Origin of the sequence: Pseudomonas sp. AN-1, from assembly GCF_034057115.1 — a bacterium.
Classification (GTDB): Bacteria; Pseudomonadota; Gammaproteobacteria; order Pseudomonadales; family Pseudomonadaceae; genus Geopseudomonas.
In genome coordinates this window covers 364,531-376,787 of record NZ_CP139195.1, presented here as the reverse complement: position 1 = coordinate 376,787, position 12,257 = coordinate 364,531, and the positions used below count along the sequence as shown (strand labels likewise).

Annotated in this window: 15 protein-coding genes and 1 pseudogene; 6 read left to right on the top strand and 10 right to left on the bottom strand. The window is 65.4% G+C overall.

Features of this window, described 5'->3' with window-relative positions:
- Positions 1-2: 2 nt before the first annotated feature.
- Positions 3-371, bottom strand: a complete 369-nt coding sequence (gene sdhD, locus SK095_RS01800; protein ID WP_136489002.1) for a succinate dehydrogenase, hydrophobic membrane anchor protein — start codon at positions 369-371, stop codon at positions 3-5.
- Positions 365-751: a succinate dehydrogenase, cytochrome b556 subunit gene (gene sdhC, locus SK095_RS01795; RefSeq protein WP_178084045.1), complete on the bottom strand. Its 387-nt coding sequence runs from the start codon at positions 749-751 to the stop codon at positions 365-367. The genes sdhD and sdhC overlap by 7 nt, the downstream gene beginning before the upstream one ends.
- 363 nt (positions 752-1,114) lie before the next feature.
- On the opposite strand from sdhC, the gene gltA reads away from it, so the two are divergent.
- Entirely contained in the window at positions 1,115-2,401 is a 1,287-nt protein-coding gene (gene gltA, locus SK095_RS01790; RefSeq protein ID WP_136489004.1) for a citrate synthase, read from the top strand.
- Positions 2,402-2,496: 95 nt separating this feature from the next.
- Here the strand turns inward: gltA and SK095_RS01785 are convergent, their stop codons facing one another.
- Positions 2,497-2,748, bottom strand: coding sequence for a YkgJ family cysteine cluster protein (locus SK095_RS01785; RefSeq protein ID WP_320547645.1), 252 nt, complete (start codon positions 2,746-2,748; stop codon positions 2,497-2,499).
- Between the two features lie 125 nt (positions 2,749-2,873).
- Between SK095_RS01785 and SK095_RS01780 the strand changes: the two genes are divergently transcribed.
- Complete coding sequence (locus SK095_RS01780) at positions 2,874-3,218, top strand: DMT family protein (RefSeq protein WP_320547644.1); 345 nt, start codon at positions 2,874-2,876, stop codon at positions 3,216-3,218.
- 9 nt (positions 3,219-3,227) lie between these two features.
- Here the strand turns inward: SK095_RS01780 and SK095_RS01775 are convergent, their stop codons facing one another.
- A complete protein-coding gene (locus SK095_RS01775; RefSeq protein WP_320547643.1) occupies positions 3,228-4,106 on the bottom strand; it encodes an NAD(P)-dependent oxidoreductase in 879 nt (292 codons plus the stop codon).
- Between the two features lie 99 nt (positions 4,107-4,205).
- Between SK095_RS01775 and SK095_RS01770 the strand changes: the two genes are divergently transcribed.
- On the top strand, positions 4,206-4,793 hold the full coding sequence (locus SK095_RS01770; RefSeq protein ID WP_136489008.1) for an exonuclease domain-containing protein: 588 nt from the start codon (positions 4,206-4,208) through the stop codon (positions 4,791-4,793).
- A gap of 121 nt (positions 4,794-4,914) precedes the next feature.
- Positions 4,915-5,196 (top strand): pyrimidine/purine nucleoside phosphorylase, encoded by a 282-nt coding sequence (locus SK095_RS01765; protein ID WP_201486588.1) that lies wholly within the window; start codon positions 4,915-4,917, stop codon positions 5,194-5,196.
- A gap of 88 nt (positions 5,197-5,284) precedes the next feature.
- Here the strand turns inward: SK095_RS01765 and cysB are convergent, their stop codons facing one another.
- The 4 genes and pseudogenes from cysB to SK095_RS01745 form a co-directional block, all read right to left on the bottom strand.
- On the bottom strand, positions 5,285-6,259 hold the full coding sequence (gene cysB, locus SK095_RS01760; protein WP_201486589.1) for an HTH-type transcriptional regulator CysB: 975 nt from the start codon (positions 6,257-6,259) through the stop codon (positions 5,285-5,287).
- 119 nt (positions 6,260-6,378) lie between these two features.
- On the bottom strand, positions 6,379-6,876 hold the full coding sequence (locus SK095_RS01755; protein ID WP_320547642.1) for a universal stress protein: 498 nt from the start codon (positions 6,874-6,876) through the stop codon (positions 6,379-6,381).
- A gap of 56 nt (positions 6,877-6,932) precedes the next feature.
- Positions 6,933-7,830, bottom strand: a pseudogene (locus SK095_RS01750) (5'-nucleotidase).
- A gap of 15 nt (positions 7,831-7,845) precedes the next feature.
- Positions 7,846-8,796 (bottom strand): putative 2-dehydropantoate 2-reductase, encoded by a 951-nt coding sequence (locus SK095_RS01745; protein ID WP_320547641.1) that lies wholly within the window; start codon positions 8,794-8,796, stop codon positions 7,846-7,848.
- A gap of 265 nt (positions 8,797-9,061) precedes the next feature.
- Between SK095_RS01745 and SK095_RS01740 the strand changes: the two genes are divergently transcribed.
- Positions 9,062-10,138 carry a 3-deoxy-7-phosphoheptulonate synthase gene (locus tag SK095_RS01740; RefSeq protein WP_168772478.1) on the top strand — a complete coding sequence of 359 codons (1,077 nt, stop codon included), beginning with the start codon at positions 9,062-9,064 and terminating at the stop codon, positions 10,136-10,138.
- A gap of 65 nt (positions 10,139-10,203) precedes the next feature.
- On the opposite strand, the gene SK095_RS01735 is transcribed toward SK095_RS01740, so the two are convergent.
- Positions 10,204-10,500, bottom strand: coding sequence for a GNAT family N-acetyltransferase (locus SK095_RS01735; protein ID WP_136489015.1), 297 nt, complete (start codon positions 10,498-10,500; stop codon positions 10,204-10,206).
- Between the two features lie 369 nt (positions 10,501-10,869).
- Between SK095_RS01735 and SK095_RS01730 the strand changes: the two genes are divergently transcribed.
- Positions 10,870-11,121, top strand: a complete 252-nt coding sequence (locus SK095_RS01730) for an Lpp/OprI family alanine-zipper lipoprotein (protein ID WP_090348647.1) — start codon at positions 10,870-10,872, stop codon at positions 11,119-11,121.
- Positions 11,122-11,268: 147 nt separating this feature from the next.
- Here the strand turns inward: SK095_RS01730 and SK095_RS01725 are convergent, their stop codons facing one another.
- Positions 11,269-12,225: a L,D-transpeptidase family protein gene (locus SK095_RS01725; protein WP_372239866.1), complete on the bottom strand. Its 957-nt coding sequence runs from the start codon at positions 12,223-12,225 to the stop codon at positions 11,269-11,271.
- Positions 12,226-12,257 lie beyond the last annotated feature (32 nt).

Sequence of the window (12,257 nt, the reverse complement as noted above, 5' to 3'; positions counted from 1 at the left end):
GATCAGATACCCCAAAGAATCTGCACACCCCAGACGAAGAACGCGAACATGGCGATGCCGCAGACTGCCTGGAAGAGGAAACGCACAGCGGTGGCCGACTTGCCCAGCGCCATCGGCGTCAGGTAGTCAGTGGAGATGGTCCACATGCCGACCCAGGCGTGCACGCTCAGGGCGACGACGGCCAGCAGGCTGAAGATGCGCATCCAGCCCTGGGCGAACAGACCGTGCCAGTCGGCATAGCCCAGCCCCGGATTGGCGACCAGGTAGCCCAGCAGGAAGAGGAAGTAAGCCGCGAGCACCACAGCGGAGACCCGCTGGGCCATCCAGTCGTAGAGGCCCGACCGGGAGAAGTTAGTGACGTTGGTTACCATACCCACACCCCTGCAAGAACGATCAGCACCGCGGAAATGGCGATGACGATTTTGGAGCCCAGCTTGCCGCCTTCCAGCGTTTCGCCAATGCCCATATCCATAATCAGATGGCGAATGCCGGCTACCAGGTGGTACAGGAGCGCGGACAACAGACCCCACATCACGAGCTTGGCCAGGGGGCTGGCCAGACACGCCTTCACCTGCTCGAAGCCTTCCTCGGACGCCAGGGACAGGTCGAGTGCGTACAGCAGCACAGCGATGCCCAGGAACAGAATGACGCCGGAGATACGGTGAGCGATGGACGTGTAAGCAGTGACTGGGAGTTGGATGGTCCTAAGGTCTAGGTTTACGGGTCGTTTGCTATTCACGGCTTTTTTCACACTGAGAGCCCCAACCAGCAGGGCAAGTTGTCGGGAAGTGCACTTGTCAGGTACCCATCACCAGGTAGTGACAACAGCCAGAACCTAGGCCTGGCATAGCCTCTGGCGGTCGGCCACGCAGTATAGACAGTTAGGTCAGGCCTGACAACGCGCGGCCTTAGCCTAAAGGACTGATTGTCGCACCCGTCCGAAAGGAGTAAATAGCCGTGAACTTGAGCGAACATGCGCGCGCAGAAGGCGTGTCGACCGACTTTCGGACAAATTGACTTTCGCCTTTATCGCTCTATAGTGGCACGGGCCCTGCCTGGGGGGCCGTGTATAGAAAGATGATTTCAAGCCAAGCACAATTTTAGGAGGCCGGTTATGGCTGACAAGAAAGCACAGTTGATCATCGAGGGCGCCGCCCCCGTCGAGCTGCCCATTCTCTCTGGCTCCATGGGCCCGGACGTCATCGACGTTCGCAGCCTGACCAGCCAGGGGGTGTTCACCTATGATCCTGGCTTCATGTCGACCGCCGCTTGCGAGTCGAAGATCACCTTCATCGACGGCGACAAGGGCGTCCTGCTGCACCGCGGCTACCCGATCGAGCAGCTGGCCGAGAAATCCGACTACCTCGAAACCTGCTACGCCCTGCTCTACGGCGAGCTGCCGACCGCTGCGCAGAAGGCCGAGTTCACCGGCCTGGTGAAGAACCACACCATGGTTCACGAGCAGATGAAGTCGTTCCTCAACGGCTTCCGCCGCGACGCACACCCGATGGCGGTGATGTGCGGCCTGGTCGGCGCCCTGTCCGCCTTCTACCACGACTCGCTGGACAATAACGATCCGAAGCACCGCGAGATCTCCGCGATCCGCCTGATCGCCAAGATGCCGACCATGGCCGCCATGGCCTACAAGTACTCGGTCGGCCAGCCGATCATGTACCCGCGCAACGACCTGAGCTACGCGGAAAACTTCCTGCACATGATGTTCAACACCCCGTGCGAGGAGAAGAAGGTGAACCCGGTGCTGGCCAAGGCCATGGACCGCATCTTCATCCTGCACGCCGACCATGAGCAGAATGCCTCCACCTCCACCGTGCGCCTGACCGGCTCCACCGGTGCCAACCCGTTCGCCTGTATCGCCGCCGGCATCGCCGCGCTGTGGGGACCGGCTCACGGCGGCGCCAACGAGGCCGTGCTGACCATGCTGGACGAGATCGGCAGCGTCGAGAACATCGAGAAGTTCATCGCCAAGGCCAAGGACAAGAACGATCCGTTCAAGCTGATGGGCTTCGGTCACCGCGTGTACAAGAACTTCGACCCGCGCGCCAAGGTCATGAAGCAGACCTGCGACGAGGTGCTGTCCGAGCTGGGCATCAACGATCCGAAGCTCGAGCTGGCCATGAAGCTCGAGGAGATCGCGCGCAACGATCCGTACTTCAAGGAGCGCAACCTGTACCCGAACGTGGACTTCTACTCGGGCATCATCCTGAAGGCCATCGGCATTCCGACCAGCATGTTCACCGTGATCTTCGCCCTGGCGCGCACCGCCGGCTGGATCTCGCAGTGGAAGGAAATGTACGCCGGCGGCTACAAGATCGGCCGTCCGCGCCAGATCTACACCGGCCACCCGACCCGCGACTACGTGCCGCTGGATCAGCGCAAGTAAGTCATCGCGTCACCGGCAAGGGGCTGCTTCGGCAGCCCCTTTGCTTTTGGGCCTCACCCTGCCGCCGGCAGGGTCCGCCCCACCGGCGGCACGCCTCAGGCGGTCATCTGCTCCCACTCCGTGAGCAAGCGGATGGCCTGCTCGCGGCTCTCGCCACACACCTGCGGATCGGCGGCAAACCGGCCGCACACCGGCGGCCGCTCCGGCAGGCCGAACAGCCGGCACAGATTGCGCTCATCCAGCTGCACGCAGCGGACACCGGCCGGCTTACCCTGCGGCATGCCGGGAATCGGCGAGGAAATCGACGGGGCGATGCAGCAGGCCCCGCAACCGGCTCGACACTCCATGGTTCAGGCTCTCGATACGATGGAAATCATGGCGGCGCGTGACATCGGCCGCGCGGCGCGGGAGGATAGCCGCCGTTTCGGCTGTCGCCAAGCACAGCCCATCGCCATGTACGAGAGAAAGCCCCATGCCGGTTTGGATGCAGACCGCGGCCCTGCTCAGCCTGTCCAACATCTTCATGACCTTCGCCTGGTACGGCCACCTGAAGACCCTCAACGGCAAGCCGTGGGTCATCGCCGCCCTGGCCAGCTGGGGCATCGCCCTGTTCGAGTACCTGCTGATGGTGCCGGCCAACCGCATCGGCTACACCGAACTGTCGGTCGGCCAGCTGAAGATCATGCAGGAGGTGATCACCCTGAGCATCTTCGTGCCGTTCAGCGTGCTGTACATGCAGCAGCCGCTGAAGCTCGACTACCTGTGGGCCGGACTGTGCCTGGTCGGCGCCGTGTACTTCATCTTCCGCAGCGCCTGAACCGGCCGGTCAACCCTTCGCCGGCGGCTTGAGCCGGGTGATCAGGCTGGAAGTATCCCAGCGCCCGCCGCCGTCGGCCTGCACTTCGGCGTAGAACTGGTCGACCAGCGCGGTGACCGGCAGCTGCGCGCCGTTGCGCCGCGCCTCGTCGAGCAGGATGCCGAGATCCTTGCGCATCCAGTCGACGGCGAAGCCGAAGTCGAAGCGCCCTTCCAGCATGCTGGCGTGACGGTTCTCCAGCTGCCAGGACTGTGCCGCCCCCTTGGCGATCACCTCCATCGCCGCCTTGCCGTCGAGGCCGGCGCAGTGGGCGAAATGCAGCGCCTCGGACAGCCCCTGCAGCAGGCCGCCGATGCAGATCTGGTTGACCATCTTGGTCAGCTGGCCGCTGCCGGCGTGCCCCATCAGCCTGACCATGCGCGCGTAGCTCTGGATCACCGGCTCGGCGCGGGCGAATACCACCCCCTCGCCGCCGACCATCACCGTCAGCACGCCATTCTCGGCCCCCGCCTGGCCGCCGGAAACCGGCGCATCGAGGAACTCCAGTTCGCGCTCGGCCGCCAGCACCGCCAGCTCGCGGGCAACCGCAGCCGAGGCCGTGGTGTGATCGACCAGCACGCTGCCCGGCGCCATGCCGGCGAAAGCGCCATCCGCCCCCAGCAGCACCGCACGCAGGTCGTCGTCGTTACCCACGCAGCTCATCACGAACTCGGCGCCGACCGCCGCCTCGCGCGGCGTAGCCGCACTGCGCCCACCGTGCTCGGCAACCCAGCGCCGGGCCTTCTCGGCCGTGCGGTTGTACACGCAGACCTCGTGGCCGTTGCGCAGCAGATGCGCGGCCATCGGGTAGCCCATCACCCCCAGACCGAGAAATGCGACCTTTGCCATCCTTACACCTCCATTCGACGAGAGGCCGAGCCTAGCACAGGGATTTACCGGAGCAGTAGGCAGCCCCCATACTCGGCCGAAACGGACTGCGGAGGGCGCATGAAGCACTGGCTGGTAATCGACCTGGAGGCCACCACCGATGACGGCGGCTGGCCGACCGAGGAGATGGAAATCATCGAGATCGGCGCGGTGGTCGTCGACGAACAGGGCCGCGAGCAGGATCACTTCCAGAGCTTCGTCCGTCCCACCCGCCGCCCGCAGCTCACCGCCTTCTGCCGGCAGCTCACCCACATCGCCCAGGCGGACGTCGACCAGGCGCCGACCCTGCTGCAGCTGCAGGAGCGCTTCGAGCCCTGGCTGCAGGCGCACCTCCCCGGCCTGCAGGGCTGGCTCAGCTGGGGCAACTACGACCGCCAGCAGTTCGAGGCGGAATGGCGCCGCCAGCGGATCGCCAGCGCCCTGGCCGCCCTGCCCCACTTCAACCTGAAGAAGCTGTTCAACCGCCAGTTCAAGGGCACCGCCGGGCGCAAGCAGGTCGGCCTCAACCGCGCCCTGGAGATCGCCGGCCTGGAGTTCCGCGGTACCCAGCATCGCGGCATCGACGATGCGCGCAACATCGCCCGCCTGCTGCCGCTGACCCTGCCGACCCTCGCCGCCGCGCGCCTCGAGCTGCACACCCCGCACTGAGCGTCCCCGGCGGCCGCGCACCGCCCGGGCAGGGCCCGAGCCCGGCCGCAACACAGGTGACGCGGGCATGCGCCTTGGGCATACTGGCGCGCCCTTTTTCTTCCCTTCCTGCGAGGCCCGCATGTTCAAGGTCAACGAGTACTTCAACGGCACCGTCAAATCCATCGCCTTCGACATGACCGAAGGTCCGGCCACCGTCGGCGTGATGGCCCCGGGCGAATACGAATTCGGCACCGCCAAGGCCGAAGTGATGCACGTGATCGCCGGCGCGCTGACCGTCAAGCTGCCGGGCAGCGACAGCTGGGAAACCTTCGCCGCCGGCAGCAAGTTCGATGTGCCGGCCGATAGCAAGTTCCAGCTCAAGGTCGCCCAGGATACCGCCTATCTCTGCGAATACCGCTGAGTCGCGGGGCCTGTGCCCCTGCGCCGCGCCAATGAAAAGCCCGACCACAAGGTCGGGCTTTTCATTGCGCCACTGCCGGGCTGCCGCCTCAGTAGGTCGGCAGCTCCACGTCGGCGAACAGCTCTTCCAGCTCGGATTTGTTGCGGCACTGCACCGCCTCCATCACCCGCTCACGGGTCAGGTGCGGAGCGAAGCGCTCGATGAAGTCGAGCATGAAGCCGCGCAGGAAGGTGCCGCGCCTGAAGCCGATCTTGGTCACGCTGGGCTCGAACAACTCGCTGGCGTCGAGCACCACCAGATCGCCATCCTGCACCGGGTCGACCGCCATCCGCGCCACGATGCCGACGCCGAGGCCGAGGCGCACATAGGTCTTGATCACGTCGGCATCGGCAGCGGTGAACACCACCTTGGGCTCCAGGCCGTGATGACTGAAGGCCTCGTCCAGCTTGGAGCGGCCGGTGAAGCCGAACACGTAGGTGACGATCGGATGCTCGGCCAGCGCCTCCAGGGTCAGCCTGGGCAGGCGGGTCAGCGGGTGCCCCTGGGGCACGATCACGCAGCGGTTCCAGCGATAGCAGGGCATCATCACCAGATCGCCGAACTGCTCCAGCGCTTCGGTGGCGATGGCGAAGTCCACGGTGCCGTCGGCGGCCATCTCGGCGATCTGCGTCGGCGTACCCTGGTGCATGTGCAGCGCCACCTCCGGGTACTGCTTGATGAAGTCGCCGATCACCTGCGGCAGGGCATAGCGCGCCTGGGTGTGGGTGGTGGCGATCGACAGGGTGCCCTTCTTCTCGTTGGAGAACTCCTGGGCGATCTGCTTGATGCTCTCGACCTTGCGCAGGATCTCCCCCGCGGTATTGATGATCCGCTCGCCGGCCGGCGTGATCCGCGTCAGGTGCTTGCCGCTGCGGGCGAATACCTCCACCCCCAGCTCGTCCTCGAGCAGGCGGATCTGCTTGCTGATCCCCGGCTGCGAGGTGTACAGGCTCTGCGCGGTGGCTGAAACGTTCAGGTCATGATGCGCAACTTCCCAGATGTAACGCAGTTGCTGAAGCTTCATGAAAGGTCCTCGATTCGGAGATAGGCCGGCGGACTGCCGGAGCAGCCCTGATTTTTTATAACCATATCCATGGTTTATTTTGGAATCTTAGACGAGAAATACCTTCCTGTATGCTCCCCTCAGCGACTTTCGCTACCTTCTGGCAGGATGGGCACCAGGTAGACCGGCACCCGCGCCTGCTGCAGCAGGCGCAGGCAGGTGCGCCCCAGCGCGGCGCCCGGCTGCAGGCTCTGGCTGTGCGAGCCGATCACGATCAGCTCCACGGCGAGATCCTCCGCCAACTGCAGGATCACCTGCGGCGGATCGCCGAGCTGGACCTGCACGGCGCGGATCGGCAGCGCATCCTCGGCACTTTCCTGAAGCTCGTCGCAGAATCCTTCGAACACCCGCTGCTCGATGCTGGCCATGACGCGCTCGAGGCCGTGCTGGTGGAGATCGCTGAGCGAGTCGGCATCGAGGTAGGTCTGCAGCAGCGATTCGGCAAACAGCCCGAGCGGCTCGACCACGTGCAGCACATACAGGTCGGCGTGGTGCACTCGCGCGAGCGTCAGCGCGTGCTGCAGTACGTAGGGTGCGTACAGCCCGAGGTCGGTGGCGTAGAGGATGGAGCGGATCATCAGGCCTCCATGGCAGGGGGCTGCGTTACCTCCTCAGCGTAGCAGGGCTTTGCCGCTCACTCGTTGGCCACACCATGGGGCACATGGCCGGTCGGCACCACGCTGCGCGCCCGCTCGCAGTGCCCGGCCTGGTCGTCGAAGAACACGTCGGCGGCGAAGGCCTCGAGGAATGCCGACTTGTCGAGACCGCCGAGGAACAGCGACTCGTCGAGGCGGATGTCCCAGTCGCGCAGGGTGCGGATCACCCGCTCGTGAGCCGGCGCCGAACGCGCGGTGACTAGGGCGGTGCGGATCGGACACTCCTCCTCGGCGAACTCGCGCTGCAGCGCGATTGAGTGCGGCAAGGAACGGCTTGAACGGCCCGCCGCCCAGCGGCTGACGGGCCGCCTCGCGCTCGCGCGCCTGGAAGGCGGCCAGGCCGTCCTGCTGGTAGATGCGCTCGGCCTCGTCGGAGAACAGCACCGCATCGCCATCGAAGGCGATGCGCAGTTCGTGGCTGGCCGCGCGCCGGGCACCGCCGGCGAGGATGGTGGCGGCGGCGAAGCCGGCCTCCAGGGCATGGCGCACGTCCTCGGCGTGGGTGGAAAGGAACAGCTGGCAGCCGAAGGCGGCCAGGTAGGGATCGGGGCTGCGCCCGCCGACGAAAGCGGCGCGGGTGATCGGCAGGCCGTAGTGCTGGATCGAGTTGAACACCCGCAGGCCGGTATCGGCACTGTTGCGCGACACCAGCACCACCTCGACCCGCGCCTGCGCCAGACGCGTGTTGAGGCCCAGCAGCTTCTCCACCAGCGGGTAGGCCTCGCCGGGCCCCAGCACCTCGTCCTCGTGGGCGATCTGGTACTGCCGGTAGGCCTCGATGCCCTCGGCCTCGTAGACGCGGTGGCTGTCGTCGAGGTCGAACAGCGCCCGCGAGGAGATCGCCACCACCAGCTTGTCGCCCAGGCTGCCCGCCATCTCAGCTCCTCCCCGTCACTGGCCGGCTTCCTGCAGGAAGGCCAGCGTCTGATGCAGCATGCGCACCCGCGGCATGTCCACTCCGGCGACGGCGGCGGCAGCAAGGGGCGCGGCATACAGCGCCGGCAGCTCGGCCGGGCGACGCTGGGCGAAGTCGTGGTACATGCTCGGCAGGTAATCGGGCATGCGGTCGGTGTAGGCCAGCAGCTTCTGCGGGTAGTGGTCCGGCAGCCTGTGACCGCAGGCCCGGGCGGCATCCACCACCTCCTCCATCAGCGACTGCAGCAGCGCGCGGCTGTGCGGACTGGCCATCAGCGGCGCGGTGGAGCTGCCGAGCAGCACCGAGACGCCGTTGTAGGGGATGTTCCACACCAGCTTCTGCCAGCGCGCCTGGTCGAGATCGGCGATCACGGCGGACTCGATGCCCGCCTCGCGCAGCCAAGCCACGCCCTGCTCGAGCAGTGCCTGGCGCTCGGCGGCCGACGCCGGCCCGCTGTGGTAGCCGAGGTTGCACACGCCCTGGGCCTGGTGCACCACCACGCCCGGCGCCTCGCGGTGAGCACAGATGAAGCACAGCCCGCCGAGCAGGTGCAGCGCGTCGGGCAGCAGCGGACGCAGCGCGTCCTCCACGCCCAGGCCGTTCTGCAGCAGCACCACCTTCGCCCCCGGCGCCGCGGCCTGCACGATCAGCGGCGCCAGCTCGGCGTTGCTGGTGGTCTTGGCCCCGACCAGCAGCCAGTCGCAGCGCGGCATCTGCGCCGCGTCGCGCCAGGCGTTGACCTGCGGCAGGTGCAGCTCACCGAGCTGGGCATGGCGCACGCGCAGGCCGTCGCGGGCCACGGCCTCGTATTCGCTGCGCAGCAGGAAGTGCACCTCGAAGCCGGCACGGGCCAGCATCAGGCCGTAGTAGCCACCGATGGCACCGGTGCCGATGATGCCGATGCGCGGGCGAACCGATTCGCTCATTGCAATGCTCCAGAAAGGATGGGCCGCCCACTATCGATGGCCCGCCGCCACCCTGGCAAGCCCGTCGAACGGGAAGCGTCCGCTGATCGGCCGGAAGCGGTGCGCCACCGGCCGCCGAGCCTTGCCATCCCGCGCCGAAAAACCCGCACATCTTATTGTTAAGCGGGCGCCTAAAGCGTTAAGGTTCAGGCATCCCGTTGCCCCTATTGCTGCCTCCGCCACGGGCCTGGCCGGCGGACGGCATCCGTGACCGATGAGTAACACGATGGCTGATTTACCGATCGACGACCTTAACATTGCCTCCAACGAGGCACTGATCACCCCCGAACAGCTCAAGCAGGAACTGCCCCTCACCGAAACCGCCCGCCGCACCGTGAGCGACGGCCGCCAGGTGGTGCGCGACATTCTCGACGGCAAGGACCACCGTCTGTTCGTGGTGGTGGGCCCCTGTTCGATCCACGACATCAAGGCCGCCCACGAATACGCCGAGCGCCTCAAGGGGCTGGCCGCCGAAGTCTCCGACACCCTGTACCTGATCATGCGCGTGTACTTCGAGAAGCCGCGCACCACCGTCGGCTGGAAGGGGCTGATCAACGACCCCTACCTCGACGACTCGTTCAAGATCCAGGACGGCCTGCACATCGGCCGCAAGCTGCTCTGCGACCTGGCCGAGATGGGCCTGCCGACCGCCACCGAGGCGCTCGACCCGATCTCCCCGCAGTACCTGCAGGACCTGATCAGCTGGTCGGCCATCGGCGCACGCACCACCGAGTCGCAGACCCACCGCGAGATGGCTTCCGGCCTGTCCTCGGCGGTCGGCTTCAAGAACGGTACCGACGGCAGCCTGACCGTGGCGATCAACGCCCTGCAGTCGGTCTCCAGCCCGCACCGCTTCCTCGGCCTCAACCAGCAGGGCCAGGTGTCCATCGTCACCACCAAGGGCAACCGCTACGGCCACGTGGTGCTGCGCGGCGGCAACGGCAAGCCGAACTACGACTCGGTCAGCGTCGCCCTCTGCGAACAGGAACTGGCCAAGGCCGGCATCAGCCCGAACATCATGGTCGACTGCAGCCACGCCAATTCCAACAAGGATCCGGCCCTGCAACCGCTGGTGATGGAGAACGTCGCCAACCAGATCCTCGAGGGCAACAACTCGATCATCGGCCTGATGGTGGAGAGCAATCTGGGCTGGGGCAGCCAGTCGATCCCGAAGGATCTCTGCGACCTCAAGTACGGCGTCTCCGTGACCGATGCCTGCATCGACTGGGACAGCACGGAAAAGACCCTGCGCAGCATGCATGCCAAGCTCAGGGATGTGCTGCCCAAGCGCAAGCGCGGCTGAGTCCAGCCAGCGTCCGCACACAAAAAAGCCGGGGTCAGACCCCGGCTTTTTTGTGTGCGGACGCTTCACTCCTGAGCCTGCGCCTCCAGGCCGCGATTGCGCTGGCGCCGCTCCATGTAGCGCTCCACGTAGGAGCAGGACGGTATCACCGTATAGCCCTTGTCCTCGGCGTACTGCAGCGCCTGCTCGGTCAGCGCCGCAGCCACGCCGCGCCCGCGCAGGGCATCGGGCACGAAGGTGCGATAGATGTCGATGGTCTGTTTGCCCAGATCCATGTAGGACAGGTAGGCCCGGCAGCCATCCACCGTCACCTCGAACTGCTTGCATGCCTGATCATGCCGAATGGACAGTGACTCACTCATCACGGTTCTCCCCTCGCCCAACTCGTCCGCCGTCGCTGATTGCGGCGACCATGAAACTGTCTGTCTGAACTCAAGACATTAGCAAAGCCTACCCGGCCCTGTCCAAAATCCGTGTCGCAGCCAAGCCCTGCGACCGCCTCAGCGGTCAATCCTGAATTTGACCGGTCCCAGACCGCCAAGTGCCCGCCGCCAACGACCGGGAGCGATTATTTTTTAAACAAACGACAGACCAAATGCCACGCAGGACAAAAAATTCCCCGTGACTTGCGCGAGACACGTTTACTTACTAAAAGTAATGCGTACTATATAACCCAGCCGATTTCCCGAGAGGGAAATTGCATTACGGAAGTCCACCCAAAGGGGAACACGATGAACAACGTTCTGAAAATTTCCGCTCTGACCCTGGCCGCCATCCTGGCTACCGGTTGCAGCAGCATGTCCAAGGAAACCGAAGCTCGTCTGACCGCCACCGAAGACGCCGCTGCCCGCGCTCAGGCTCGTGCCGACGAAGCCTACCGCAAGGCCGACGAGGCTCTGGCTGCCGCTCAGAAGGCTCAGCAGACCGCTGACGAAGCCAACGAGCGCGCTCTGCGCATGCTGGAAAAAGCCAGCCGCAAGTAATAGGTCTCCAGACCTTGCATTTGCAGAAGCCGACCCGCGAGGGTCGGCTTTTTTATTGTCCGCCACTTTCCCCTGGCAGCCCCACGGACAATAAAAAACCCGCTGCAGCCTGACTGCAGCGGGTTTTTCCAGCCAGCGACGGCCTGCTCAGTGCGTCGCCGCGCTGGCTACTTCCTCGCGCGACAGGGCGATCTCCACTGGCAGACCATCCTCGGCGGCCACCACCTCGCGCACCACCTCCCAGTCCAGGCGCATGCTGTCCCTGAGATCGTCACGCTTGAGCAGGGTATTGATCACCTCGGTATGCTTGTCGACCACCGACGGCTCGCCATGATCGTCAAGCGGAGTGTGCGCCTCGAGATAGACCTTGCCGCCGGCCACACCGAACTTGTAGGGCTCGTTGATGATGCGCACCGACGTGCCGACCGGAGCCATCTTCGCCAGTTCCAGCACATTGTTGTTGAGCATGCGGAAGCAACCATGGCTGACGCGCATGCCGATGCCGAACTTCTTGTTCGAGCCGTGGATCAGGTAACCCGGCGTGCCCAGGGTGAACTTGAACGGCCCCAGCGGATTGTCCGGCCCGGCCGGCACCACCGCCGGCAGGATGTCGCCCTCGGCGGCATGCTCGGCGCGGATGGAGGCCGGCGGCGTCCAGGTCGGATTCGGCATCTTGGCGGTGATGGTGGTGTTGGCGATGGGCGAACCCCAGCCTTCGCGACCGATGCCCAGCGGGTAGGTATGCACCACGTTCTGCCCCTTGGGGAAGTAGTACATGCGGTACTCCGCGAGGTTGATGACGATGCCCTCGCGCGGACCGGGCGGCAGGATGTAGCGGGTGGGCAGGATGATCTCGGTGCCCACGCCGGGCAGCCACGGATCGACCCCCGGATTGGCGGCGACCATCTCCAGGTAGCCCAGATCGTTGGCCGTGGCGATGTCGGCGAAGGTATCCTCGTACTTGGCCTTGATCACCCGTACCTGGCCGACGACATCCTCCCCGGGCGGCGGCAGGGGCAGCTCCAGTGCGCCGGCGGGCGCGGCCAGCAGCAATGCGGCCAGGCTGGCCAGCATGGGACGAACGGCAAGGACACGCGAGAACATCGAGAGTACCTGAGCAGAGTTGATGGTCAATT

Excerpts from the sequence above, each read along its gene's own strand:
- sdhD (WP_136489002.1), bottom strand. The coding sequence starts at position 371 with ATGGTAACCAACGTCACTAACTTCTCCCGGTCGGGCCTCTACGACTGG.
- gltA (WP_136489004.1), top strand. The coding sequence starts at position 1,115 with ATGGCTGACAAGAAAGCACAGTTGATCATCGAGGGCGCCGCCCCCGTC.
- SK095_RS01785 (WP_320547645.1), bottom strand. The coding sequence starts at position 2,748 with ATGGAGTGTCGAGCCGGTTGCGGGGCCTGCTGCATCGCCCCGTCGATT.
- SK095_RS01780 (WP_320547644.1), top strand. The coding sequence starts at position 2,874 with ATGCCGGTTTGGATGCAGACCGCGGCCCTGCTCAGCCTGTCCAACATC.
- SK095_RS01775 (WP_320547643.1), bottom strand. The coding sequence starts at position 4,106 with ATGGCAAAGGTCGCATTTCTCGGTCTGGGGGTGATGGGCTACCCGATG.
- SK095_RS01770 (WP_136489008.1), top strand. The coding sequence starts at position 4,206 with ATGAAGCACTGGCTGGTAATCGACCTGGAGGCCACCACCGATGACGGC.
- SK095_RS01765 (WP_201486588.1), top strand. The coding sequence starts at position 4,915 with ATGTTCAAGGTCAACGAGTACTTCAACGGCACCGTCAAATCCATCGCC.
- cysB (WP_201486589.1), bottom strand. The coding sequence starts at position 6,259 with ATGAAGCTTCAGCAACTGCGTTACATCTGGGAAGTTGCGCATCATGAC.
- SK095_RS01755 (WP_320547642.1), bottom strand. The coding sequence starts at position 6,876 with ATGATCCGCTCCATCCTCTACGCCACCGACCTCGGGCTGTACGCACCC.
- SK095_RS01745 (WP_320547641.1), bottom strand. The coding sequence starts at position 8,796 with ATGAGCGAATCGGTTCGCCCGCGCATCGGCATCATCGGCACCGGTGCC.
- SK095_RS01740 (WP_168772478.1), top strand. The coding sequence starts at position 9,062 with ATGGCTGATTTACCGATCGACGACCTTAACATTGCCTCCAACGAGGCA.
- SK095_RS01735 (WP_136489015.1), bottom strand. The coding sequence starts at position 10,500 with ATGAGTGAGTCACTGTCCATTCGGCATGATCAGGCATGCAAGCAGTTC.
- SK095_RS01730 (WP_090348647.1), top strand. The coding sequence starts at position 10,870 with ATGAACAACGTTCTGAAAATTTCCGCTCTGACCCTGGCCGCCATCCTG.
- SK095_RS01725 (WP_372239866.1), bottom strand. The coding sequence starts at position 12,225 with ATGTTCTCGCGTGTCCTTGCCGTTCGTCCCATGCTGGCCAGCCTGGCC.